Origin of the sequence: Phosphitispora fastidiosa (assembly GCF_019008365.1) — a bacterium.
GTDB lineage: Bacteria > Bacillota > Thermincolia > Thermincolales > UBA2595 > Phosphitispora > Phosphitispora fastidiosa.
In genome coordinates this window covers 70,366-94,315 of the sequence record NZ_JAHHUL010000008.1, presented here as the reverse complement: position 1 = coordinate 94,315, position 23,950 = coordinate 70,366, and the positions used below count along the sequence as shown (strand labels likewise).

Annotated in this window: 22 protein-coding genes and 1 pseudogene; 8 read left to right on the top strand and 15 right to left on the bottom strand. The window is 47.9% G+C overall.

The features are described 5' to 3' along the window. Positions 1-2: 2 nt before the first annotated feature. Positions 3-203 carry a 4Fe-4S dicluster domain-containing protein gene (locus tag Ga0451573_RS09330; protein ID WP_231683653.1) on the bottom strand — a complete coding sequence of 67 codons (201 nt, stop codon included), beginning with the start codon at positions 201-203 and terminating at the stop codon, positions 3-5. A gap of 199 nt (positions 204-402) precedes the next feature. On the opposite strand from Ga0451573_RS09330, the gene Ga0451573_RS09325 reads away from it, so the two are divergent. Further along, positions 403-786, top strand: coding sequence for a YckD family protein (locus Ga0451573_RS09325; RefSeq protein WP_231683651.1), 384 nt, complete (start codon positions 403-405; stop codon positions 784-786). 1,229 nt (positions 787-2,015) lie between these two features. On the opposite strand, the gene Ga0451573_RS09320 is transcribed toward Ga0451573_RS09325, so the two are convergent. Both Ga0451573_RS09320 and Ga0451573_RS09315 read right to left on the bottom strand, forming a co-directional pair. Continuing rightward, positions 2,016-2,750, bottom strand: a complete 735-nt coding sequence (locus Ga0451573_RS09320) for a class I SAM-dependent methyltransferase (protein WP_231683649.1) — start codon at positions 2,748-2,750, stop codon at positions 2,016-2,018. Between the two features lie 108 nt (positions 2,751-2,858). Continuing rightward, complete coding sequence (locus tag Ga0451573_RS09315) at positions 2,859-4,193, bottom strand: B12-binding domain-containing radical SAM protein (RefSeq protein WP_231683647.1); 1,335 nt, start codon at positions 4,191-4,193, stop codon at positions 2,859-2,861. A 240-nt stretch (positions 4,194-4,433) separates the two neighbouring features. Here Ga0451573_RS09315 and Ga0451573_RS09310 point away from each other — a divergent pair, with 240 nt between their 5' ends. Beyond that, a complete protein-coding gene (locus Ga0451573_RS09310; protein ID WP_231683645.1) occupies positions 4,434-6,386 on the top strand; it encodes a beta-propeller domain-containing protein in 1,953 nt (650 codons plus the stop codon). An 86-nt stretch (positions 6,387-6,472) separates the two neighbouring features. Here the strand turns inward: Ga0451573_RS09310 and Ga0451573_RS09305 are convergent, their stop codons facing one another. From Ga0451573_RS09305 to Ga0451573_RS09255, 11 genes are all read right to left on the bottom strand, one after another. Then, positions 6,473-7,543: a uroporphyrinogen decarboxylase family protein gene (locus Ga0451573_RS09305; protein WP_231683643.1), complete on the bottom strand. Its 1,071-nt coding sequence runs from the start codon at positions 7,541-7,543 to the stop codon at positions 6,473-6,475. Between the two features lie 289 nt (positions 7,544-7,832). Beyond that, complete coding sequence (locus Ga0451573_RS09300) at positions 7,833-8,639, bottom strand: ABC transporter permease (protein ID WP_231683641.1); 807 nt, start codon at positions 8,637-8,639, stop codon at positions 7,833-7,835. Further along, the gene (locus Ga0451573_RS09295; RefSeq protein ID WP_231683639.1) at positions 8,626-9,654 is read right to left on the bottom strand and encodes an ABC transporter ATP-binding protein; all 1,029 of its coding nucleotides are present in this window, start codon (positions 9,652-9,654) and stop codon (positions 8,626-8,628) included. The genes Ga0451573_RS09300 and Ga0451573_RS09295 overlap by 14 nt, the downstream gene beginning before the upstream one ends. Positions 9,655-9,808: 154 nt before the next feature. Beyond that, the gene (gene nikC / locus Ga0451573_RS09290; RefSeq protein ID WP_231683638.1) at positions 9,809-10,720 is read right to left on the bottom strand and encodes a nickel transporter permease; all 912 of its coding nucleotides are present in this window, start codon (positions 10,718-10,720) and stop codon (positions 9,809-9,811) included. 11 nt (positions 10,721-10,731) lie between these two features. After that, on the bottom strand, positions 10,732-11,736 hold the full coding sequence (locus tag Ga0451573_RS09285) for an ABC transporter permease (RefSeq protein WP_231683635.1): 1,005 nt from the start codon (positions 11,734-11,736) through the stop codon (positions 10,732-10,734). Positions 11,737-11,936: 200 nt separating this feature from the next. Further along, a complete protein-coding gene (locus Ga0451573_RS09280; protein ID WP_231683634.1) occupies positions 11,937-13,544 on the bottom strand; it encodes an ABC transporter substrate-binding protein in 1,608 nt (535 codons plus the stop codon). A 78-nt stretch (positions 13,545-13,622) separates the two neighbouring features. Beyond that, positions 13,623-14,594: an ABC transporter ATP-binding protein gene (locus tag Ga0451573_RS09275; RefSeq protein ID WP_269438188.1), complete on the bottom strand. Its 972-nt coding sequence runs from the start codon at positions 14,592-14,594 to the stop codon at positions 13,623-13,625. A 7-nt stretch (positions 14,595-14,601) separates the two neighbouring features. Beyond that, positions 14,602-15,588 (bottom strand): ABC transporter ATP-binding protein, encoded by a 987-nt coding sequence (locus Ga0451573_RS09270; RefSeq protein WP_231683632.1) that lies wholly within the window; start codon positions 15,586-15,588, stop codon positions 14,602-14,604. A gap of 110 nt (positions 15,589-15,698) precedes the next feature. Further along, positions 15,699-16,310, bottom strand: coding sequence for a response regulator (locus Ga0451573_RS09265; RefSeq protein ID WP_231683631.1), 612 nt, complete (start codon positions 16,308-16,310; stop codon positions 15,699-15,701). After that, complete coding sequence (locus Ga0451573_RS09260) at positions 16,291-17,667, bottom strand: HAMP domain-containing sensor histidine kinase (protein WP_231683629.1); 1,377 nt, start codon at positions 17,665-17,667, stop codon at positions 16,291-16,293. Before Ga0451573_RS09260 ends, Ga0451573_RS09265 begins: the two co-directional genes overlap by 20 nt. 13 nt (positions 17,668-17,680) lie before the next feature. Beyond that, a complete protein-coding gene (locus Ga0451573_RS09255; RefSeq protein ID WP_231683627.1) occupies positions 17,681-18,268 on the bottom strand; it encodes a DUF6305 family protein in 588 nt (195 codons plus the stop codon). Positions 18,269-18,548: 280 nt separating this feature from the next. Between Ga0451573_RS09255 and Ga0451573_RS09250 the strand changes: the two genes are divergently transcribed. Genes Ga0451573_RS09250 through ablB form a run of 4 tightly spaced genes read left to right on the top strand, consistent with a single transcriptional unit; the run spans position 18,549 to position 21,632 of the window. Then, on the top strand, positions 18,549-18,995 hold the full coding sequence (locus Ga0451573_RS09250) for a MarR family winged helix-turn-helix transcriptional regulator (RefSeq protein WP_231683626.1): 447 nt from the start codon (positions 18,549-18,551) through the stop codon (positions 18,993-18,995). After that, positions 18,985-19,386: a hypothetical protein gene (locus Ga0451573_RS09245; protein WP_231683625.1), complete on the top strand. Its 402-nt coding sequence runs from the start codon at positions 18,985-18,987 to the stop codon at positions 19,384-19,386. The genes Ga0451573_RS09250 and Ga0451573_RS09245 overlap by 11 nt, the downstream gene beginning before the upstream one ends. Positions 19,387-19,442: 56 nt before the next feature. Next, complete coding sequence (kamA, locus tag Ga0451573_RS09240) at positions 19,443-20,702, top strand: lysine 2,3-aminomutase (protein WP_231683624.1); 1,260 nt, start codon at positions 19,443-19,445, stop codon at positions 20,700-20,702. 12 nt (positions 20,703-20,714) lie between these two features. After that, positions 20,715-21,632 carry a putative beta-lysine N-acetyltransferase gene (gene ablB, locus Ga0451573_RS09235; protein ID WP_231683623.1) on the top strand — a complete coding sequence of 306 codons (918 nt, stop codon included), beginning with the start codon at positions 20,715-20,717 and terminating at the stop codon, positions 21,630-21,632. Positions 21,633-21,716: 84 nt separating this feature from the next. Here the strand turns inward: ablB and Ga0451573_RS09230 are convergent. Beyond that, positions 21,717-22,430: pseudogene (locus Ga0451573_RS09230) on the bottom strand (alcohol dehydrogenase catalytic domain-containing protein); the annotation flags it as partial. A gap of 211 nt (positions 22,431-22,641) precedes the next feature. Between Ga0451573_RS09230 and Ga0451573_RS09225 the strand changes: the two are divergent. Both Ga0451573_RS09225 and Ga0451573_RS09220 read left to right on the top strand, forming a co-directional pair. Further along, positions 22,642-23,037, top strand: a complete 396-nt coding sequence (locus tag Ga0451573_RS09225) for a hypothetical protein (RefSeq protein WP_231683621.1) — start codon at positions 22,642-22,644, stop codon at positions 23,035-23,037. A 196-nt stretch (positions 23,038-23,233) separates the two neighbouring features. Further along, the gene (locus tag Ga0451573_RS09220) at positions 23,234-23,923 is read left to right on the top strand and encodes a manganese catalase family protein (protein WP_231683619.1); all 690 of its coding nucleotides are present in this window, start codon (positions 23,234-23,236) and stop codon (positions 23,921-23,923) included. The last annotated feature ends 27 nt before the right edge of the window (positions 23,924-23,950 follow it).

The window sequence follows — 23,950 nt, the reverse complement described above, 5'->3', positions numbered from 1 at the left end:
ATTCAAGACCCCTGCACCTCCACTTCGATGGCAAAATCAGGACACCTATCGAAACAAGCCAGGCAGCCGGCGCATTTTTCCACAGCTTGAACTTTAGGAAGTTCTCCCGGCGTCCCTGTGAGTACTTTTTGCGGACAGAAACAAACACATAACCCACACTTTTTACAAAGGTCAGGGTTAATTTTAATTGACGCTGGCGACATAAATTACCTCCTTCCGGCGGTTTTTCTACTATTTCTACAATTACTGCATCATTACCTTCCGGCAGGTAATGGAAACAATTATTCACAATTTCTTAACAATTTCAACCCATTTTGCACACAACATTTGGCTATACTTAATATATAAGAAACATAAAGTTTATCCGGTCTCGTATTAGCTGAAAAGGAGGTGACAACAAACATGAAAAATAAACTTCTTATTGCCTTAACCGTTGTTTTAGTCCTGGCTTTTGCTGTACCGGCTTTTGCAGCCCTTACGGATACCCAAAAGCAGGACGTTCTTGACCTGCAAAAGCAGATGGTCGAATTGAGGAAGCAGTTGGTTGACAAGTATGTGGAATCAGGAGAGATCACCGCTGACCAGGGTCAAGCCATTAAAGACAGGATGGACCAGGCTGAACAATACCGCCAGGAAAACGACATCCTGCCGGGAGCCGGTTTTAGAAACGGTGGCGGCGGCTGCGGCGCTTATGGTGCCGGCGGCGGCTGCGGTGGCGGAGCAGGCTTCAGGGGCGGCTTTGGCGCCAATGCTAATCTTCAGGGTTCTGGCGGAATCCTTAATTAAATACCCGGATTGTGTACCAGAAATAATTTAGAACCGGCAGTCTCTGCCGGTTCTTTGTTTTTTACCAAACTTTGTTATCCGGAATACGTGGTGCTGCTGCCACCTGACACATTTCAGTTTTACACCGCTATATATCAAACAAATATCCGCCTCACTAAGGAAGCGGATAAAAAAGGTTATTACCAGCAGCCATCAACTCCTGACCATAAAAGAATCAGAATCAGGAAAAGGAAAATCGGGAAATTATTGCCGCCTATTCCACACCCGTCAGCCATTAACATTCACCTCCTTCGTAAGAATTGTAAACCCCGGAATGGCTCCGGGGCTTTAATAACCGGTTTAGCCTATGACATGCTTGATATCGATATTACTTTAATGATCCGTTTCTACCAAAAACCGCCATCTACTCCTGCCCACAGGAGAATGAGGATCAGGAAGAGAAAAAACGGTGCGGTTGCCCCCCACTGCTGGGATTTTAAATCAGCCATTCCTTTGCCTCCTTTCAGGAATAATCTTAAATTGATACCCTATCGACCTTTGCTACATACTATGTTTAAATTTCTTAAAAGGTTCATCGACTGCACATTCATGATCAGGCCCGCTTAACAATAAGCGGGCCTGATCACTGGGATATAAAATATATCAGTTTAACAGGCGGTAATTTTACCAGAAACCGCCATCTACTCCTCCCCACAGGAGTATCAGAATCAAAAACAGGAAAAATGGAAATGTAGCGCCTCCGCCAAAGATTCCGTCTGCCATTTTACGTCCCCCTTTGCTAAATAATTATTTTAATTACCGACCTTTGCTACTATACTATGAGCATATCTTGAGAGTGTTCCTCAGCCTGCCTATTAAATTAAGCAGTTTTTACCAGAAACCACCATCCACCCCTGCCCACAGAAGAATCAGGATCAGGAAAAGAAAAAACGGTGCGGTCCATCCCCATTGTTGAGATTTCACATCAGCCATCTAAATACCCTCCTTTCTGCTTGATATGTTCACAAATGTGTTTTTTTGGTAATTTTACCAGCAACCACCGTCTACCCCTGCCCACAGAAGGATCAGGATCAGGAAAAGAAAAAACGGTGCGGTCCATCCAAATTCCTGGGTATTAACAGACATTTGATTACCCTCCTTCAAAGAATTTAATAAATTTGGGCTAAGTTGTTTCAGTTCTTCACTAAATATTATGTTAAGGTTTTACGAAAGGTTACATTTCAAGTATTTTACAAGTGCTTTTTCCTGAACACCATGCAATATAACTCCCATTCCTCTATCTCAGAAACATTTGCCGGGGATGCCGAGCGGGGTATCAGATCCAGGGGAACACCACTCCTTTTCTGGTCTGCAATGAGGATTCTCGCTCCAGGTTTAGCCACCCTGACCATTTCTCCCATAGCCCTTGATTTGTCATTAAAAAGTCTGAAGCCACATACATTAAACACGCAATCAAATACATTGTCCTTAAAGGGCAGGTATTCGGCTGCTCCTAAAACCAAATTGCCTGAAATTCCGTGTCTTTTCAGCAGCTTAGCGCACTGCCTGAGCATTGGGAATGAAATGTCCACCCCATAGTAATTGGCATTTGGCGGAAGGTATGGTAGGTTACTGCCTGTGCCCACTGAAACCTCCAGGACTTTGTTGCCCTCACCTATCTCCAGGGGACTGAGGATCTTTTGACGCAGTTTCCTTTCGCCCCCTTTTCTACGGCCCTGTAGTTCATGAAGCACATTGTAAAGCGGGGCTATTACATTGTAAAAGGCGCGGGTCTTTTTGCCTTCTCCGGTAATCTGATCATCTTTTAATAAAAGGGGGATACCCTCGCGTACCACAAACTTCTTGCCTGTCCCGCTGTCCACCAGCGCCTCCCGCCCCCTCCTCCCTGGAACCTCCTCCGAGACCAGTTGCAGTCCTGCCCCGGTCTCAGGGCTGCAAAGTATTGATACGGCGTCTTTTTCCATACGGATCTCCCTTCCAAATAACTATCTTTTTCTCCCATAATACGAAAAAGGAGCTGAAATGCCCCTTATTCTGAAACATTTTTTTTTTTACATCTCCACCTAAATGATTTAAGGCTTTTCTTTAGTCCATTCCTTATCAGCTTCTCCCAGCCTTCTCCCGATCCTGGAAATGTCCTCTTTAACCTTTATAGCGCCATAAAATAAATTCAGTTTGGGGTCATCCATTTTATAATCAAATTTGAGGGAATTCCCAATCAAGATTCCTCTATTCTTCATGTTTTTTTCGGCGTCTGTGCCGGCCAGGGGGAGAAGTTTGGTTCCCAGGTCATAAAAAAGCGCGTTTTGCGGAATCAGCTTTTTAGCTTTTTGAATGAAGGCAATGTTTTCTCTGTATTCCTGCATAGTTGATCTATCATCAAAGGTTATGAATCCCATATATGTGATTAGATCCAGTTTACCCAGAGTTTCCAGGGCCTTCAGGTTTTCTTCAACTGTAATGTCCTTCTGAAACCGTTCCAGCATTGCCTGGGAACCTGATTCTATTCCCACGAACACTTTACTGAGACCCGCTCTTTTTAAAATGCTGAACAGTTCCAGGTCGATTTCATTTGGCCTGCACTGGATTCCGAACTTCAAATCCATGTTTTTGCTCAGGATTAGTTCCGCTATCTCCCGGGCCCGGCGAAAGCCACGTCCCTTCCCGCCAATAAAATTGGCATCATTAAAATCCACATTTCGAACCCCGTAATTGTGATACAGGAATTCCAACTCCTCAATGACGTTGGCGCTGCTGCGCATCCTCAGTGTTGTGCCGAATTTTTTAAAGAAAGGCACCACACTGCAAAAAGTGCACCTGCCATAGCAGCCTCTAGAAGAAAGCACCGGCGCATGTTCCAGTTTCTCCAATACTTCCGGAAGGGTATCACGTTCCGGAAATGGCACGGTATCCAGATCCTCAATGAGGGGGCGTAACTCTGTTGTCACAATGTTTTCCTGCCCACGGAATGCTATCCCTCTTATTTTCTTCCAGTCACTGTTCCTGATTATGGCTTCTGCCAGCTCTACTATGGTTTCTTCACCTTCACCGATAACAACCGAATCCACAGCGGGAAATTGATCCAGAATCTCTTCATAAGCAAAGGATGGGTAGATACCACCTACCGCCACATGTGCCGCCTCAAAGCCCTCCCTTTTGAGGCGGGAAATAAAACTAAAGGCCTGTCGTGCGCTCCTCTGGAATGGAATACTGACCCCAACCAGTTTGCAGGAATACTTTTTAACTTCCTGTAAGGCCCGGGGAGCCATCCAATGAGGCATATTCAGAATTTTAACATCAACATTCTGTTTTCTGAGACAGGCTGCCAGATAACCTAAGCCAAGATGTTCATAAAACTCTCTTTGCCTTGACGGCGGGTTAATCAGTAAAACATCGTGATATGACATAATTACACCTCTGAAACAATCTATTTTTACTTTACATATATAATTTATGCAAACCCAAAACAGAAGGTAACTCAAATAATATCACAGCAAGAATTTACATAAAATTAGGGCCGCTCTCTTATTTGAACGGCCGGAAGGATTTGGTGAAACAAATATAGGGTGAATAACGTCAAATAATTAACTTTACTGCAATGGTTGGTTCTGGAAATGACCGTTAGCAAATTGGTGGGAGGGATTTAAATGAACAAAGTACTGCTGCGAATTTACCCTGTACTGGTGATGCTGGTATTTCTGATGTTCACCGCAACCCTGACAAATGCCGGAGACCAGTCTGACCCGCTGGGAGAAGAACCTGCTGCCGAGGTGACTCCACTCCCTGTGGTAGGGTCACTGGAAAACCTCAGGGAACTCCTCAAAGATAAGCGGACTTTCAGCGAGTATTTTTATAACGGCATGAAGAGTATGAAGATGAGCATTTCTGATGATGCAATGCAAAACACAGTGGCTGCGGATCAGGCAGAGAGCGTAAATAAGGAGTATTCCGGCACCAATGTCCAGGTCCGGGGGGTGGATGAGGCAGATGTCATTAAGACAGACGGAAGGTACATCTATCAGGTCAATAATCAAAAAATAATAATTGCCCGTGCTCACCCTGCAGATAAGATGGAAATAATTAACACGGTAAACTTCGATGATGAAAATTTTATGCCCCAGGAACTTTATGTGGATGATAAGCACATGGTTGTCATCGGACATACACAATATCTGATACCATTTCCTGAAGGACAGTCCTATAATACAGTAAAAACTATAATTTACGATATCAGTGACCGGGAAAATATTCAGAAACTCCGGGAAACAGAGCTGGAAGGGCATTATATATCTTCCCGGAAAATTGGTTCCGCCCTTTACCTGGTGGCCAATAAGCAGATTGACTATTACTATATCATGGAACAGCAGGAAGCAAACCTGGACACTAATTATCTGACTCCTGCTTATCGGGATTCTGCGGGCACTGACAAACTTACAAGTATAGATTTCCCTGATATCAGGTACTTCCCGGAAGAACCGCAGCCCAATTACCTTATGGTTGCCGGAATAAACCTGGATGAACCTGACAGGGAAATGGAGGTCTCCACCTACCTGGGGAGCGGCGAGAATATTTATGCATCAGATAAAAACCTCTATGTAGCCTTAACCCGGTCACAGCACAACCTCAAAATGAATGAATTGGGGACCATGGTTTATAAGTTCCAATTAAATGACGGGCACACAAAGTATCTGGGCAAAGGTGAAGTTCCGGGCTCGATTCTCAACCAGTTTTCCATGGATGAACACAATGGTTACTTTCGTATCGCCACTACCAAGGGGGAAGTTTGGCGCAATAATGAATATACCTCAAAAAACAACCTGTATATCCTGAATGACAGCCTCCAGATAACCGGGAAAATTGAGGATATTGCCCCTGGGGAAAGGATTTATTCTGTCAGGTTTATGGGAGACCGTGCCTATATGGTAACCTTTAAGAAAGTAGACCCGCTGTTTGTGCTTGATCTGAAGGAACCCCTGTCGCCCAAAATACTGGGCGCCCTGAAAATACCGGGCTATAGTGACTACCTCCACCCCTATGATGAAAATCACATCATCGGCTTTGGAAAGGATACCGTGGAAATGGGGATGAAAGACCCGAATGGAAATGAAACAAATACCATGGCTTTTTATCAGGGCATGAAAATAGCCGTTTTTGATGTCACCGATGTGGCCCACCCGGTGGAAAAATTCAAGGAAATAATCGGTGACCGGGGTACTGACTCCGAACTGCTGAGAAATCATAAAGCCCTCTTGTTTTCCAGGGAAAGAAACCTCCTGGCATTTCCGGTAACAGTTATGGAACTGGATAATACCGGTTCAGTTTCAAATAAGAAAAACGGTTGGCCCGAATATGGCCGGTTTGCCTTCCAGGGCGCCTATGTGTATAACCTTGACCTAATCAACGGGTTTACTCTAAAAGGAAAGATCACCCATATTCCCGAAGCTGATATCATTAAATCGGGACATGGGTGGTATGACAGTGAAAGTAACGTGGAACGCGCCATATATATCGGCAACACCCTGTACACTGTCTCCAGGGCGGCAATTAAGGCACATGACCTGAGTTCTATGGAGGAAATCAACACCCTGAAAATTAATTAATCAGAAACAATTTAAACCTCCTTCGCTGCGTTAAAACAAGCAGCAAAGGAGGTTTATTTTCATTCGCCTGCTATTTTACTTCATAATCAATCATAAAACCCAAAATCACGCAGGGCTTTCATCATGTAATACATGTTAACCGGTGGGGCCAGCACAGGTACTTCACACCCGGCCATGAGGACAAACCCGCTTGGTGAATCTTTGCCTTCAAGGATGCATTGTTTGGTAACTTCATATACTTCCTCCGGTGTGCCCATCTGGATTATGGTTGTATTAATATTACCGGCAACCACATTTTTATCACCAAACATCTTTTTCGCAGTTTCCAGGCTCACCTCATGACCGACACTGACTATGCCCGGAGTACCACAGTTAACCTTCTGCCAGTGGGGCAGGTTCAGGTTCTGTTCCCCGCAGATATGGGTTAAGAAATGCCTTACCCCCATGGCAATTGCCTTATCGTGAATTTCCGCCACATATGGCAGGGCAAATTCCTCAAACTGCTTGGGGGAGATCAACTGGTTGGCCTCAGTCGGTCCCCCGTCAAAGGCCATCATTTTTTCCGCCCCGTAGCGTTTCACGTACAACTCTATTACTTTGAGCAGGAAATCGGTTACCTTCCTGAGGGTCAGGTGTACCAACTGCGGCTCTCTTCTCATCCATTTCAGCATGGTTTCTTCACCAATCGCTGCACCGGCACAGGTGAAAGGGGTTCCAGCCTGCACGATCACCGGCATCCCGTACTGGGCCTGAAGGTCAGAAAAGCGAAGCATCAGCGGTACCGCACCACACTGGCTGACATCATCAGGAACACGGTAACTTTCTATTGCCTCCGGAGTACTTAAAGGATGCCGGGTCACATTTGGGGCCTGTTCATACTTGCCATAGGGAAAATGTATGTCACCACCAAGCTCCCAGCCTCCGAAGGATGCATAACCATAGAGTGGTGAGCCGTCATAACCGAACATTTCCTGGGTAAGCAGCTGAGCGCGGAAGCTCTTCTCCGGCTCTGCATAAATATCACCCACCTTGTACCCTGTTGTCACAGCAGTATAGCCAAATAAAAATGGAATAAAGGGAACCCTGTCAAGTTTTTGCCCGGTAAGAAGCGCCTGCATCCGTTCCGGAGGGGACATAACATCCTGGCGTGCTGTCATCGAAACACCTTCCTTCCAAACGTTTTTGTTAAGTTAGTGAATCAGCCTGCCCCCCTTTCTATATTGTTGTTTTAGTCTCCTCTCCACGAAAAAAACAAAAAGGACCAGCATAATGTGCAAGTCCATTTTATCGAAAAGCTGCCTGTTTTTTTGCTTTTTGACTGGCAACCCCAGTGTGTACTGGTAGGTGATTTTTGCATAAAAACCAATATAATTTTTCCATATCTAGAATAATACTTATTATACCATAGTCAGGTTTACTTTTAAATAGCATCTGCCCAAAATGAATTCAATTAATCAGCCTGTTTTTCACCATCACAAGCGGTACTCTCAGGGGCAGCAGGGCAAATGCCGTCAATACTCCCAGATGTACCAGCATAGTTGTAGTCAATTTGCCCAGAATCAACGGACGGACCACTTCGACAGCATGAAAGAGCGGAGTTGCCCAAGCCACATACCGGACTCCTACCGGCAGGCTTTCCACAGGGAAGAATACTCCTGAGAAAAGAAACATCGGGGATATGAACAGGGTGAAGAAATATCCAAAGGAATCATAACTCGGGGCCACACTGGTCCAGATCAGGGAAAGGACGGAAAAAGTAAGGGCCAGGAGTATCAGCGGCACCGGCAGTAACAGCGCAAAGGGTGATTTCACCAAACCAAACAGGAGGGTCACGGAAAAAAACACCCCACCGTACAGAAGCCCTTTAAAGGTTCCGAAAATCATCTCTCCCATGACCACATCATCCATGCTCACCGGTGTGGCCACCATAGCATGAAATGTCTTATGATAGTTCATCCTGGTAAAGCTGTCATAGGTCATTTCATAAGAGACGGCAAACATAGTTGAAGAAGCAACAAGCCCGGCAGCCAAAAACTGTATATAGGGCAAACCCTGGATATCAGTGACATAAACCCCCAGCCCGAATCCCATGGCCCAGAGGTAAAGGACCGGCTCAATGAAATGAAACATGATATTTGTCCTCCAGGTTTTCCGGAACACCTTGAAGTTCCGGGAAAAAACCCTTCCTACCAGAGGCCACGAAATATCAGGAGCAGTGAACAGGCCTTTAAGCAAACGCCTAATTTTCTTCAAAGCTGCCACTCTCCTTCCCCTCCAGAAGCCCTTTCCCCTCCAGGGTCTCACCGGTAAGTTTAAGAAACACATCTTCAAGGTTGGAGGGTCTCAGCCGGCTGTAAGACAGCAGAATATTCATCATAGCTGCCCTCAGGGGAACCTGTTCGGCCAGTTCCTTGCCCCTGTTGGTAAACAGGAGGAGGCTGTCACCCAGGATATGGTGGTCCTTAATCAGATTCCCGGCAATCTCAAGGATGTTTTTCCGCCATTCTGCCCCGACCCCTATTTCCATCACTTCTTTGCCCACATGAAGGTCAATCAGCTCCTGAGGAGCGCCCGCCTCAAGAATTTTACCCCTGTGGAGAATAACCAGGCGGTCACACAACTGGCTGGCTTCCTCAAGGTAATGGGTCGTCAGGAGCATTGTGGTCCCTGAGTCCCGCAGCCTCCTAAGGCGTTGCCACAAAAGATGGCGGGCATAGGGGTCCAGACCGGTGGTAGGTTCATCAAGGATAATCAAATCAGGGCTGTTTATCAGAGCCCGCCCCATGGTGAGCCGTCTTTTTAAGCCTCCGGATAGTTTACTGACCTCCGTATCGGCTTTGTCGCTCAGTTCCATAAACTCAAGGATCTCATCTGCCCGCTTTCGGGCCTCATCCTTCTTTAAGCGAAAATAGCCGGCATATGTAATCAGATTTTCTTTTACCGAAAGCTCGGGGTCAAGGTTATCCTCCTGTGAGACTACCCCGATTTGGGCTTTAATCTGCCTGGCACAAACGGCCACATCCTGCCCGAAAATCTGCAGCTCTCCGGAGGTCACCGGAGAAAACCCATATATCATCTTTACTATTGAAGTCTTCCCGGCTCCATTTGGACCGAGCAGGCCAAAGCACTCGCCGCGGTTTATGGAAAAACTGACTCCCCTGACAGCTTCAAAATCATCAAACTTCTTCACCAGGTCGCTGGCGGTGATAACAGCGCCGTTATCACCGGAATTGACCTCAGCAGAATTCTTTAATGTGTCACAGTTCATTTTTACCTCGCAATATTTAAAAGTTATGTTAACTTAAAAGCCCATACCATGCTATATTATTATATCACACCTATTGCTGTGAAAATACCTAAAAAGACCGGTTAATGTGCTCAGAGAAGTCTCTGCGCTCACTAACCGGTCTAATTCATTATCTTTACTGTTTCAGGCGCGGGTCAAGGGCGTCACGCAGTCCGTCACCCAACAGGTTGAACCCGAGGACAACAAACATAATCGCCACACCGGGAAATATCATCACATGGGGGGCCTTCTGGAGGTAACTCCTGCCATCACTCAGCATGGCCCCCCATTCGGGGTCCGGAGGCTGTGCCCCGAGACCCAGGAAGCTAAGAGCTGCCGCATCCAGGATAGCAGTACCCACACTGAGGGTGGATTGCACGATAATCGGCGCCATACAGTTTGGCAGCACATGGCACATGATAATTCTCAAATCACTGCACCCAATCGCCCTGGCAGCCTCAATATACTCCGTTGCCTTTACACTGAGGACAGTGGAACGGACTATCCGCGCAAAATGCGGAGTATACACTATGCCTATGGCAATCATGGCATTCCTCAGTTCAGGGCCCAGCACCGCCGTAATGGCAATAGCCAACAGGACACTAGGGAAAGCCAGCAGGATATCCATCAGCCTCATAATGATACCATCAAGCCACTTTCCATAGAATCCCGCAACTGCACCCAGGGTAACCCCCAGGACCAGGGCAAATCCCACCGAAATCACACCTATTTTAACTGAAATCCTGGCTCCGTAAACGAGCCTGCTGAAGACATCCCTGCCCTGACTGTCACGGCCCATGATATGGTCACCGCTAGGCGCCTCCAGTCGTTTAACCAGATCACTATCTTTAATAGGGTCATAAGGGGCTATCACGGGAGCAAACAAGGCCACCAGCAGAAAAACCGCCACAATTATCAGGCCCAGCAGTGATATTTTGCTCTTAACGATGCGCTTCAGGGCATCAGCCCATAACCCTTTACTTTCTTTGTCATTACTTTGGGGCTGCGGTCCATTTGCCTTCAGTTGCAGTGATACTATGTCACTCATGTCCTAACCCCCTATTCCAGCCTGATTCGCGGGTCAACAAAACTATAAAGGATATCTACAATCAGGTTAATGAATACAAATATCAGTGAAATTATCAGAATACCGTTCTGCACCACGGGATAATCCCGCTGCATAATTGCTTCATACATCAGCCGCCCTATCCCGGGCCAGGAAAATATGGTCTCTGTAAGTACCGCTCCGCCCATCAGAGTCCCAAACTGGAGCCCCATAACAGTCAGTATAGGTAAAAAGGCATTTTTCAGGGCATGCCTGAAAATCACGGCATTGTCCTTAAGGCCTTTGGCCCTGGCAGTCCGGATATAGTCCTGTTTGAGAACCTCCAGCATACTGGAACGAGTCATCCGGGCAATAATCGCCATAGGAATGGTAGCCAGGGCAAGACTGGGCATAACCAAATGCTTCAGGGCATCCTTCAGCGCCACCCAGTTCCCTGTAAGCAGGGAATCCAGGACATAAAAATTGGTAATCGAATCCAGGTTAATCCCCACACTGAGCCGGGCCGAAGCATCCAGAAGACCCAGTTTGAATGCAAACAGCCACTGCATCATCAATCCCAGCCAGAAGATAGGGAGTGATACCCCAATCAAGGCGCCCACCATACTTACATTATCAAAGACCGAGTACTGCCGGACAGCGCTGATAACTCCGGCCAGGATGCCAACAACAACGGCAATCAGCATTGCGGCAGCAGAGAGTTCCAGGGTAGCGGGAAACCTGGCGGCAAATTCCTCAATGACCGTCGAATTGGTAATCACGGAACGCCCGAAATCGCCCTGCAGAATCTGTCCCATAAACCGCCCGTACTGAATATACAGCGGATCATTGAGACCAAGCTGCTCCCGTAGAGCAGTAAGGGCCTGCGCGGTCGCCCGCTCCCCCAGGATGGCTCTTGCCGGGTCACCGGGAATCAGGTGGATAAGTAAAAAGGCAAATATGGAAACTCCTATGATAACCGGTATCAGTCCTATGAGTCGTTTGATAATATATCTGGTCATTTAAGGCGTACCCTCCTCAAAGCTCGGGGCAAAACTTTAATCTGGGAAAAGCTGCAGGCCTCCGGTGAAGGTCAGTAAGTGAGCGGAACCGGGCCCATCCCCGGCTCCGCTCAGTTGATAACTAACTGCTATTTGAACTTATTGCATCCTGGCGCTGTTTAGCTATGAGTCCTGGCGCTGTTTAGCTATGAATCCCGGTATTATTCAGCCTTGTCAACACCTACGAAACCCTCGGTTCCGGTAGCATGGGGCAGCCAGCCGCTGATTGATTTCTTGGCTGCAATGGGTGGAGTCGAGTGTACCAGGGGTACCCAGGGAGCATCTTCGTTGATAAGAACCTGGGCTTCCTTATATAGCGCATCTCTTTTTGACTGGTCACTTTCCTTCTGGGCATCAACCAGGAGTGAAGAAACCCTATCATTCTTGTAGAAAGCCACATTACCTGCTGTACCCTTAACTGTGTTGCTCTTATCCAGGAGTACATAGATGAAGTTGTCGGGGTCACCGTTGTCTCCGGTCCAGCCAAACAGGTAAAGGTCATGTTCGCCGTTTTCACCTTTTTCAATATAGGTCTCCCAGTCATAGGTAACTATTTTTGTCGTTATCCCTACCTTAGCCAGATCCTGCTGGATGGCCTGGGCGATTTCCTTGGGCTGGGGCATATACGGCCTGGCTACAGGCATAGCCCACAGAGTTGTTTCAAAACCATCAGGATAACCTGCCTCTGCCAGCAGCGCTTTGGCCTTGGCAGGGTCATATTCATAGCCTTTCACTTCATCATTATAGCCCCAGAGTGAAGGAGGCATTGGGTTCTTGGCGGGCTTAGCCAGCCCTGCATAAAAGGCGTCAATAATAGCCTGCTTATTAACTGCATGGTTAATTGCCTGGCGGATTTTCTGTTCCTTAAGGAAATCCTTTTCGGTGTTCATTGCCAGGTAACCAATGTTCATACTGGGTCTCATGAGGAGCTGCAGATTAGCATCATTCTTGACAGTCTCCACATCATCAGGGTTTAGCCCAATCATGCCGTCAATGGTGCCTGACTGCAGCTCCATCAGGCGGGCTGAATTGTCCGGGATAGTCCTGAAGACAACTTTGTCAACCTTGGCTTTAGCGCCCCAGTATTCGGCGTATTTCTCAACAACTATCTGCTGGTCTTTCTCCCACTTGACAAACTTGAAGGGGCCGGTGCCAACAGGGTTCTTAAAGTAGTCTTCGCCATGCTGCTTAATGGCCTCGGGGCTGGAGATTCCGAAGGTGGCCATGGCCAGGTTGGCCAAAAACGGCGCCTGTGACTGAGTCAGGACAAACTTTACAGTATACTCATCAACAGCAGCTACATCCTGGATAATTCCGGGGAAACCGCCAAACATATAAGTATAGTAGCTGAAGTCCCCCTGGTGATACGGGTTTTTCTCATCACGCCAGCGGTCAAAATTAAATTTAACCGCCTCGGCATTAAAGGGGGTGCCATCGTGGAACTTAACACCTTCTCTCAGTTTAAGGGTCCATTCCTTGCCATCCTTGCTGCTTTCCCATTCTGTTGCCAGTCCGGGTTCGACATCAGTACTGTCTTCCGCATACTCCAGTAGTGTGTCAAAAATCTGCTGAGTCACATAAAGACTTTCACCATCGGTAACATTAATGGGGTCCAGGCCTGAAGCGTCACCACTCCTGGCAAACACAAAGATTTTTTCTTTGTCTCCCCCTGCATCTTTTGCCGCATTATCCCCGCCGCCACAGCCAACGATGTTGACCATCATGGCAAGGACAAGGAACAGTGCAGCAGCCAGTCTTTTCACTTTCACCTCGTAAACCTCCTTAATTTAGAATATTAATTTGTATGGTAACTCCCGCAGGAATTCATACCAGGATAACCAGAACTCTTAGGGGTTAACCAGGTGACAGGCAGCGCTGTGTCCTGTCCCCATCTCCTTCAGTTCAGGGGCCTCCTCCCGGCACCGGGGAACAGCATAGGGACACCGGGTATGAAAGTTACAGCCCGGAGGCGGGTTCAGTGGGCTGATAACATCACCCTTAAGCATAATTTTTTCTTTTTTTGCATTGGGGTCAGGAACCGGAATTGCTGAAAGAAGGGCTTTGGTATAAGGATGACGCGGGTTTTGGTAAAGTTCCCGGCAGCCCGCCATTTCCACGATCCTGCCCAGGTACATTACGGCAACCCTGTCACTGATATGGTGCACCACACTCAGGTCATGAGCAATAAAAATAAAGGTCAGGTCAAATTGTTCCTGCAGGTCTTCCATCAGGTTGATGACCTGTGCCTGGATGCTGACATCCAGCGCTGAAACGGGTTCATCACAGACAATCATTTTAGGTTCCACAGCCAGGGCCCTGGCAATACCGATTCTCTGCCTCTGCCCGCCGCTGAATTCATGGGCATAACGCTCAGCATGGTAGCCGGCAAGCCCGACCACATCCAGGAGCTCGTTTACCCTCTCCCTGGCTTCTTTTCCCCTGGCAATCCCGTGCAGCAGGATCGGCTCCATAATGATGTCCCCTACCTTCATCCTCGGGTTCAGGGATGCATAGGGGTCCTGGAAAACCATCTGCATATCCTTGCGGATGCGTCTCATAGCACGGCTGTCAAGTGTTCTCACATTTACCCCGTCAAAGTGCACTTCACCTTCAGTTGGTTCAATCAGTCTCAGAATACACCTGCCGGTGGTGCTTTTGCCACAGCCGCTCTCCCCCACAAGCCCCAGTGTTTCTCCCTTATAGACATCAAAGCTGACACCGTCAACCGCCTTGACCAGGCCAACCTGTTTTTCCCTGATGATTCCCTTGGTGACAGGGAAGTGTTTTTTCAGATTTCTTACTTTGAGTAATGCTTCCATCAGTTTATCACCTGCCTAGTTTGCTGCCGGTCAGATGGCAGGCAACAGAATGTCCCTGAACAATTTCCCTGCTGACAGGCTGCTCCCGGAAACAAATCTCCACAGCCTTCGGGCACCTCGGCGCAAATGGGCATCCGGGGGGCATATCCCTCAGGTCGGGGGGGAGCCCCTCAATAGCCTCCAGGCGCTGCCTGTTTTCTCCCTCAATCTTGGGAAGTGAAGCCAAAAGTCCACATGTATAAGGATGCTGCGGAGATGCAAAAATGGTCTGCACATCCGCATATTCGACCGGTTTACCGGCATACATAACTACAACATCATCACATATCTCAGCAATGACCCCCAAGTCGTGGGTAATCATCATAATAGACGTATTCAGCTTTGCCTTCAGGTCGTTCATGAGCTGCAGGATTTGTGCCTGGATAGTCACATCCAGAGCGGTGGTGGGCTCATCAGCTATCAAAAGCTTCGGGTTACAGGACAGGGCCATGGCAATCATGGCTCTCTGCCTCATCCCGCCGCTGAATTCATGGGGATAGGCTTTAAGCCGTTTATCAGGATCAGGAATCCCAACCAGACCCAGCATCTCGGCAGCTTTTATCCGGGCTGCCTTTTTGTCCAGCTTCTGGTGCAGTATGATTACTTCCATGAGCTGTTCCCCTACTGTCAGGACCGGGTTCAGTGAGGTCATCGGGTCCTGAAATATCATTGAAATTTCATTGCCCCGGATTTTCCTGATTTCCTCAGGAGACTTTTCCAGCAGGTTAACTCCTTCAAATATAATCCTGCCGCCGGCAATCCGCCCCGGTGGTGTTGGAATCAGCTGCAGAATCGACATGGCTGTAATAGATTTACCGGAACCCGACTCCCCGACAACTCCCAGGGTCTTGCCTTTCTCAATACTGAAGCTGACCCCGTCAACTGCCTTGACCACACCCGCTTCTGTATAAAAGTATGTTTTTAAATCTTCAATTGAAAGTAAAGTCTCCGCCAACTTTTTATCCCCCTGTCAAGCCTGCTCTTTTATTTTAGACGAATATAATACAAAATCCTATTTTATCTCATATTTCTCTTGAAACCTGTCAAATAAACCTCCGAGAGCCTCTAAACAAGCCTGTACCGGTTCTTGGGCCTCCCTACCTTGCCGTAGTCACAGATGGTGACCACTTTCCCCTCCCTGACCATATTCATCAGATAGCGGTGTACGGTCTGATAGGCGAGTTCCACACCCTCAGTAATCTCTTCAATGGGCAGCGGCTCACCTTGTTTTTTCATGAATTCAATAATAATTTTCTCGGTTGCCCCGCTGATTCCCTTAACATAATCTTCCGCCAGACCGGACTCTATTTTGAGCAGTTGGGCAATTCTCAGGTTTACTTTAATACGAGCTATCAGGTCAGGGGCCTTTATCGGTTTCAGCGCAAAATCCGTCGCCCCCATAGCCAGGAACTCATCAGCAATCTCCTGGCGCTCATCTACCGTGAGGACGATAATAGGAACCTTACGGTCAGTTTTCCTGATCTGTTCAACAGTCTCCATACCATCCAGCATGGGCATATGGTAATCAACAACCACCAGGTCCGGCTTTTCCGACTTGAAGAGTTCCGCACCCTCAAAACCATTTTCTGCCGTTACCGGGGTCCATCCGGCAAAATCACATATCTCGCTGACGGTAAACCTGATATCCTCATTATCATCAATTATGAGTACTTTCATCGTCCTTTGCCCCCTTTAAGCTGATTGTCATCGTGGTCCCGGCGCTTTCGGAGCTGCTGATTTCAACAGTCCCGTGGTGATTTTCCACTATCTGTCTCACAAAGGCCAGTCCCAGACCGGCAGAATTCCCCCTGGTACTATACCCCCATTTCCAGACCTGTTCCAAATGCCCGGCAGGGATACCCCTGCCATTATCTGAGACCTCAAAACAGACCCGGTCTCCCATTTCTGCGTAAGCCCTGATGACAATTCTGGCATTGCTCACCCCTGCTGTGGCAGTAAATGCATTTTCGATTATATTTATCAGTACCCGGCTCATCCGAATAACATTTATTTCCAATAAAGGCAGCCCTTCGGCAATATCAAAGACCACCTCCTGTCCGGCCTTTTTTACCAGGACATGGGCTCTTACATAGGTAATAAGTTCTTCCACCGTAATTTTCTTGCGTACTTCATCATACAGGATTTCGGAAACCATAGCATTGACCTTATCTACAGAGCCGTCAATTCTGCGGCAGTATTCGACAACCTTTTCATTGGCAGCGCTCATTTCCACCAGTGAGTTGAGACCTCTGATAGTCATCAGGGGGGTTTTCAGGTCATGGACCAGTGTATGCATTTCCTGAAGCACCCTGGCCTGCCTGGCCTGAATCTCCATTTCCTGAAGCTGCATCTCCTTGACCTTGTTTTCCTCTACCAGACTGATCCGTCTCAGATATACTGATATCAGCAGTGTAATCACCAAACTGATGAACATAAAGAAAACCGAAAAGAACAAGCCCAGGTTAAGCACACTTTCACCCTGCAGGAAATCGGCGGCAAGCTTTATCCCTACATCCAGGTCACCATGGCTGATAGGAATAAAGGAAAACGCCGGGACAATATTCAGCCAGTCAACAGCCATCCCAATCCCGAAGACAACCAGAGCCACGGCAGCAAAACTCTCCCTGGCTTCACCCATTTCAATCACAGCCAGAATTGCCAGGATGACCACAATAAATCCTCCGATAAAACTATATCCCGACCCCTGGATGGCCAGTACCAGATGAATTACACCGACCCAGGGCAGCACCAGGAAATAATTAACCCACCACCTGAAGGGAAAACGGCTGCGCCATACATCTATAAGGAGGAATCCGCTTAAAATCCCCGGAACCAGCCACAGGGTATCCAAGACTACCAGTTCAAAGGATGCCAGGACCAAAAGCCCGGTATCGCTCCTGGTAACGGCTGTCTCCAACAGTCCCCCGATTACGCTGAAGGATTCCATCCGGTAAATTCCGTCATATGCGCTGATACCGGCCAAAATAAGGGCACAAACCGTATACATGATTTTTCTAAATTCGGTTCTACTCATCCCATAGGTCCTCCTATCTAAACACAGAGTTCAGAGGAACTTTTACTGCCGTCACTCCACTGACTATCGTTACAGGTATGTTATTCTTATCAGCCAAAGCGGTAAAAAAACCGTCCCTTTCACCATCCTGGGTGACAATTATATAGTCTGCCGCCACAGCCAGGACCTCTGCCAAGGCATCATTCACAGCGCCTCTGCGGTCCGGTCCGCCCAGATGAATCAGGACAACCGGAATATTCTGCCGCTCCGCAGCCTGTATCAGCCGGCTGACCCTTTCAATTTCCTCTTCCTCTTCTTTATGCAGTGAATGAAGCCCCTGTTTGCTGAATCCCAGGACAATAATCAGGCTGTTGAAACCCCGCAGGTCCTCGGGCTCAGCCCAGTACATGAAACTATTGTTAATGTTCAGGGCATCACAGATTTCGCTTACAATCAGTCCCTCCGGTCCCTGCCCGGCTGGAGTAACCAGAGCCTTTTCAGCTGCAATAGGGGCCGGCAGATGCGGCATTAGTGACCTGACCCTGCGGCTCTGGGGAAAAGAAGTCAGACCAAGTATTACAACTAGAATCAGCAGCAGGTAGCCAATAACTCTCTTTTTCATGTCCTCTCATCATTCCTTTTATTTATTCACATTCCTGATAAGATTCCTGATATTTTTCAGATTCCTGATATTTTTCTACATATTTTTTCCAACACAATTACTTCGCTGCCAGAGCCCGCTTAACCTTCTGTTGAAAGCTAACAGGAGCAGGTATTATTTAGTCTGCTGGACAGATAATATTAAGTACACAGATAATATAAGTTGACCTAAACCAAATTAATTGCTAAAATATAATCAGTATACTGATGATTAATAAATTATACCTTTAAGGATGATGTGCTTGTTTGATATTGAGGAATGGCTGCCGTTCCTGCTGGCTAAAAGCCACCAGGAAGCCCATGGTATGATGAAAGACGCAGTCACGGAGTTTGGTCTGACACCGCCGCAGTTTGCCACCCTGGCTTTTCTCTGGAAGTGTGACGGCTTCAACCAGCAGGAGCTGGGCTGTCTGATGCGGGTTGACCGGACCACTATCGGAGGAATTATTGACAGGCTGGAAAAACTGGGATATATCAGGCGGGAGCCTGACCCTCAGGATCGCCGTTCCTATGTATTGTTTGTCACTCCCAGAGGAAAACTGGTTCGTGATGATATCCTCAGTTCCCTGGAAACAGTGAGCAGTATTATTAACGGAAGACTTACCCGGGAAGAGCAGCAGCAGCTGTATGTTCTGCTGCGCAAATTCAGGATGCCAAATCCTAAAGAGGAGGAAAAAAATGATTTGTGACAGGTGTAAAGAAACAATTCCGGATGGTGAAAAATGTGAACACATGGGCCAGAACTTGTGTGAGGATTGCTATATTGAAGCAATCGAACCCCCGCGCACATGTGATGTCACCGCAGTTTACAGCGCCAAGGTGGCTCGCAAAATGGCCGGCCAGACAGGCACTGAGGGACTTACGGAACTGCAGACAGATATCTATAACTACGTCAAACAGGATGGCCCTGTCACCCATGAACAAATAATGAAAAAGTTCCGCCTCCCCAAGTGGCAGCTTGATAAACAGTTCGCCACTCTGAGACACTGTGAACTGATGCGGGGTTTTAAAGGTGAGGACGGAAAGGTCTATGTTACCATATGGGAAGAAGGCGCGCCCGGCGAATTGAAAACCAACTAGGATAAAATCTCCCCTGCTTTGAGAAAATAAGAAAAAAGCAGGGGAGGTTTTCTTTTTTGCGCAGCTACCGTGAAACACCAATATGGCAAAACGTTACAGATGACCAGTGGAATGACTGGCGCTGGCAGGTTGCCAACCGGATTACTAAAGTAGAAGAGCTTAAACAGTTAGTAAACCTGACAGGTGAAGAGGAAGAAGGTATCAGAAACTGCCTGAAAACCCTAAGAATGGCTATCACACCCTATTATGCCCTGCTCATGGACCCGGATGACCCGGAATGCCCCATTCGGAAGCAGGCTGTCCCGGTCACCTGGGAACTGGATGAAAGCCCGTGTGACCTGGAAGACCCACTTTCAGAAGATGTGGATTCCCCGGTACCCGGACTTACCCACAGGTATCCCGACCGGGTTCTGTTTCTGATTACAGACCAGTGTTCCATGTACTGCCGTCACTGTACCAGGCGCCGCCTGGCCGGCAGCACCGATATGTCAATGCCCCAAGATGCTGTTGAACTGGCCCTGGACTACATAGCCGGGACGCCTGCTGTCAGGGATGTCCTGATTTCCGGCGGAGATGCCCTGCTGGTAGATAATGAACGCCTGGAGTACCTGCTTCGCCGGCTGAAGCAGATACCACATGTGGAAATAATCCGCTTCGGAACCAGAACCCCGGTAGTCCTGCCACAGCGCATCACTGAAGATTTATGCAAACTGCTCCGGCGTTTTCACCCGATTTGGCTGAATACACACTTCAACCATCCCAAAGAAATTACCCCAGATGCAGAACTCGCCTGCAGCATGCTGGCTGATGCCGGAATCCCACTGGGCAACCAAACCGTGCTGCTAAAGGGGGTCAATGACTGCCCGTATGTGATCAGGAAATTAGTCCATCAATTGGTGAAAATGAGGGTACGGCCCTATTACCTGTACCAGTGCGACCTCTCCGAGGGGTTGGAACACCTGCGGACTTCAGTTGCCAAAGGCATCGAAATAATAGAAATGCTCAGGGGCCACACCTCCGGACTGGCGGTTCCTACCTATGTCGTGGATGCTCCCGGCGGCGGCGGCAAAATTCCGGTCTCACCCCAATACCTGATATCCATGTCTGATGAAAAAGTAATCCTGCGAAACTACGAGGGTGTAATCTGTGCCTATACGGAGCCGGCGGACCGCGGCAGCAGCTGCATGGAATGCGGGATATGTGAAGACCAAATACCCATCAGATCAGGATTGGCAAAGCTGTTTGGCAATCGAAAAATCAGCCTGGTCCCCAAGGGGAATATCAGGGAAAACAGGAGAAAAGACTATATCCAATAAAGGAGTCTGACTATGCGGATAGCTGAAATCACTTTTGACAAAGAAACAACCACAACTATTTATGGGACTATTTACGGTCTGTCTTACCTCAAGCAGAGGGAAGATTTTACGGTTGAGGTGTTTATCGACTGTACTAATGAAAGAATCAAGGTCCTCGACTATCAGGGCACAAATGTTCCGGCAATGGCCGAATACCTCAATTACCTGGCCAGGGAGAACGGATTTGGCAAGGTTGTGCTAGTCTCCAGGGAAGCAGACTGGGAGACCTTTCTTTCGCGCGGGTACGTCCTGGAAGGGTTTATCAAAAACTATTTCAGTGGGAAAACCGGTTACTGCCTGTCCCGGTTTTTTGGGCAAGAGCGCCGCATCAGCCAATTCGTTGAGGATGAAGACGAAATACTGCAGCAGATACTGGCCCAGCCTCCTTCAGTCAACTTGAAAAAACTGCCTTCGGACAGCTGTCTGCGTTCAGCAGGGATTGAGGATATTCCTGCATTGGTAGAACTTTTCACAGCTGTTTTCCCAAGTTACCCTACACCGCTAAACAGGCCCGAATACCTGGAGCAGGTTATCGGGAAAAAAGCACATTTTAAAGTGATTGAACACCAGGGCAAGATAATCAGCGCTGCTTCGGCAGAAATCAACCGGACCAATATGGCCGTAGAGATAACTGATTGTGCCACCCTCCCTGATTACAGGGGCCACGGACTGATGTCCATCCTCATTAATGCCCTTGAAGATGAAATGAAAAAGGAGCAGATGCAGACGCTCTACTCCCTGTCGCGGGCAATTTCCCACGGGATCAACCTGGTGTTTCACCGCCACGGTTACACCTATGGGGGGCGGTTGCTAAACAACTGCAATATCATGGACAAGTTTGAGGACATGAATCTCTGGGTCAAGCATCTCGATACCAAACCACTAAACTAATCATACAGGGCAACACTAATTGTGCAGAAACATTAATTATACAGGACTACCTTAACACAGTTGTCCTTCTTGGCATCAAAAATTAAGGTGCCTGCCGGTGTCATGGGTTTCGGTAAAGTTGACTGTTTCCACCCCATTGTACTTTCGGGCAGGTTCCAGCCTGTAGTCAATATAATCAACTGCAATTATCCTTTCGGCCCCCTTCAGAGCCACAAACTTCTGAGCCAACAGTCCTACAGGACCGCAGCCCAGCACAATTACCGTATCCCCGGGCTTAACCCCTCCAATATCAACACCCCAATATGAAGTTGGCAGGATATCTGTAAGGAACAATACCTTTTCATCAGGTATGTCCCCTTCAATCACAAAAGGCCCCACATTTGCATACGGGACTCTCAGATACTCAGCCTGGCCTCCGGCATAACCTCCAAAAGTCTCACTGTAACCAAAAATACCCCCGGCATCTCCGTGGGGATTGGAGTTGTCACACTGGCTCCAGAGGTCGTGTTCACAAAACCAGCAGTGCCCGCATGATACCGGAAACGGTACTATCACCCGGTCTCCTTTTTTAATTTGGGTTACATCAGGACCTGCTTCTTCGACAATTCCCATTGTCTCATGCCCAAGAATAAATCCTGCGGGCATATTAGGAACCATCCCGTGTATCAGGTGCAGGTCGGAGCCACAAATAGCTGTTGCCGTAACTCTGATAATGGCATCATCCGGCTTTTCAATCCCGGGGTCCTTGACCTCAAGAACCTTTACATCTTTTATTCCCTGGTAGGTCAGTGCTTTCATCGGTGTCACTCCTGACAATTAAATATTTTGTTAATAAGTTTATCCGCAGAATTGGCCCCCTATTCTGCGGTTGACCTCCATTAAACAAAGCTGCCGGGCAGCCCTGAGAAGGCAAGCCTGGCAGGACATTCCCCGGTACATTAACCTTAATATTAACATAATATAGATGGAGAATGACCTTGACCCAGGTTATGAAGGAGGTAAATGATACATGAATTACGGCAGTACCGGTTTCTTTGGTCCGGGTTCCGGCAAGAAGCAAGGTTCTGGTAAAAAGCCGGGTTTTATTTTTGGCAAAAAGCGGCGCCCCGGCTTTAGCGGAGGACTATTCGGTCCCGGTTTTGGCGGCGGCTTTGGTAAGGGTTTTGGCGGCGGGCTTTTCGATTCCGGCTTTTGGGGCGGACTCCTGGGCCCTGGGTTTGGCGGTGGTTCCGGTGGCGGGCTGTTTGGTCCCGGTTTCGGTAAGGGCTTGGGAGGCGGGTTATTCAGCCCGGCCTTTGGAGAGTTTTTAGGAAGTCTCCTGGGCGGCCTGTTTGGTGTCAAACCAAACAAAAACCGGGCCAGGTATAATGCCCGGAGGATACCCGGAAGGAACCGGCGCTATTAACCTGTAATTACCAACTATGATTCATAAGGTGCGCACCCGATTGTTTCGGGATGTGCACCATTCTTTTTCTCCGATACTTTTGATATTGTCATTACTTACCTGCTTCACCTGTATATGAGTCAGGCATTTTATAGCTGAGACTGTAAATACTAGAATAGATACTGTTGCAATATAAAAATAAACGGAGGGGACAAATATGTTCAGACACGAAAAACAGTTGCTGCAGATGGTTCGGGTGGAACGTCCCAACCCAAATTACGCTGCAATGCTTCAGGAACAGCTGGGTGGTCCCCAGGGTGAACTAAAAGCAGCCCTGCAATACATTTCCCAGAGTTTCAGAATCAAGGACCAGGCAATTAGGGATGTCTTTTTGGATATCGCCGCAGAGGAACTGAGCCACATGGAGATGGTGGCCACCGCGATTACCCTGCTTAACGGGCATGACCCGATGGCTAATCAGGCAACAATTGGAAATATTGAAGCCCATGTACTGACAGGGTTGAACCCTATGCTGACTAATGCTTCCGGCCAATTATGGACGGCAGCCTATGTAAATGTAACCGGAGACCTGCCTGCAGACCTTCTTTCAAATATTGCCGCTGAACAGAGGGCAAAGGTCGTTTATGAATATCTGCACAGGCAGATAAATGACCAGTATGTCAGGCAGATGATTGACTTTCTGCTGAATCGGGAGGAGGCTCACAATACCATGTTCCGGGAGTGCCTGCAGAGAGTCCAGGATACCGGATCAAACCGTGACTGGGGTGTGGACAAGGATTCCCGGCTTTACTTCAACCTCTCCACACCAGGCAATTATGTGGGTTCTCAACTGCATAATCCCAGTCCGCCGCAGTTTCAGAACCCGCAGCACCCGTCACAGCACTAAAACAACGTATACATTAACTGAGAGGGG

Excerpts from the sequence above, each read along its gene's own strand:
- Ga0451573_RS09330 (WP_231683653.1), bottom strand. The coding sequence starts at position 203 with ATGTCGCCAGCGTCAATTAAAATTAACCCTGACCTTTGTAAAAAGTGT.
- Ga0451573_RS09325 (WP_231683651.1), top strand. The coding sequence starts at position 403 with ATGAAAAATAAACTTCTTATTGCCTTAACCGTTGTTTTAGTCCTGGCT.
- Ga0451573_RS09320 (WP_231683649.1), bottom strand. The coding sequence starts at position 2,750 with ATGGAAAAAGACGCCGTATCAATACTTTGCAGCCCTGAGACCGGGGCA.
- Ga0451573_RS09315 (WP_231683647.1), bottom strand. The coding sequence starts at position 4,193 with ATGTCATATCACGATGTTTTACTGATTAACCCGCCGTCAAGGCAAAGA.
- Ga0451573_RS09310 (WP_231683645.1), top strand. The coding sequence starts at position 4,434 with ATGAACAAAGTACTGCTGCGAATTTACCCTGTACTGGTGATGCTGGTA.
- Ga0451573_RS09305 (WP_231683643.1), bottom strand. The coding sequence starts at position 7,543 with ATGACAGCACGCCAGGATGTTATGTCCCCTCCGGAACGGATGCAGGCG.
- Ga0451573_RS09295 (WP_231683639.1), bottom strand. The coding sequence starts at position 9,654 with ATGAACTGTGACACATTAAAGAATTCTGCTGAGGTCAATTCCGGTGAT.
- nikC (WP_231683638.1), bottom strand. The coding sequence starts at position 10,720 with ATGAGTGACATAGTATCACTGCAACTGAAGGCAAATGGACCGCAGCCC.
- Ga0451573_RS09285 (WP_231683635.1), bottom strand. The coding sequence starts at position 11,736 with ATGACCAGATATATTATCAAACGACTCATAGGACTGATACCGGTTATC.
- Ga0451573_RS09275 (WP_269438188.1), bottom strand. The coding sequence starts at position 14,594 with ATGGAAGCATTACTCAAAGTAAGAAATCTGAAAAAACACTTCCCTGTC.
- Ga0451573_RS09265 (WP_231683631.1), bottom strand. The coding sequence starts at position 16,310 with ATGAAAGTACTCATAATTGATGATAATGAGGATATCAGGTTTACCGTC.
- Ga0451573_RS09260 (WP_231683629.1), bottom strand. The coding sequence starts at position 17,667 with ATGAGTAGAACCGAATTTAGAAAAATCATGTATACGGTTTGTGCCCTT.
- Ga0451573_RS09255 (WP_231683627.1), bottom strand. The coding sequence starts at position 18,268 with ATGAAAAAGAGAGTTATTGGCTACCTGCTGCTGATTCTAGTTGTAATA.
- Ga0451573_RS09245 (WP_231683625.1), top strand. The coding sequence starts at position 18,985 with ATGATTTGTGACAGGTGTAAAGAAACAATTCCGGATGGTGAAAAATGT.
- ablB (WP_231683623.1), top strand. The coding sequence starts at position 20,715 with ATGCGGATAGCTGAAATCACTTTTGACAAAGAAACAACCACAACTATT.
- Ga0451573_RS09225 (WP_231683621.1), top strand. The coding sequence starts at position 22,642 with ATGAATTACGGCAGTACCGGTTTCTTTGGTCCGGGTTCCGGCAAGAAG.
- Ga0451573_RS09220 (WP_231683619.1), top strand. The coding sequence starts at position 23,234 with ATGTTCAGACACGAAAAACAGTTGCTGCAGATGGTTCGGGTGGAACGT.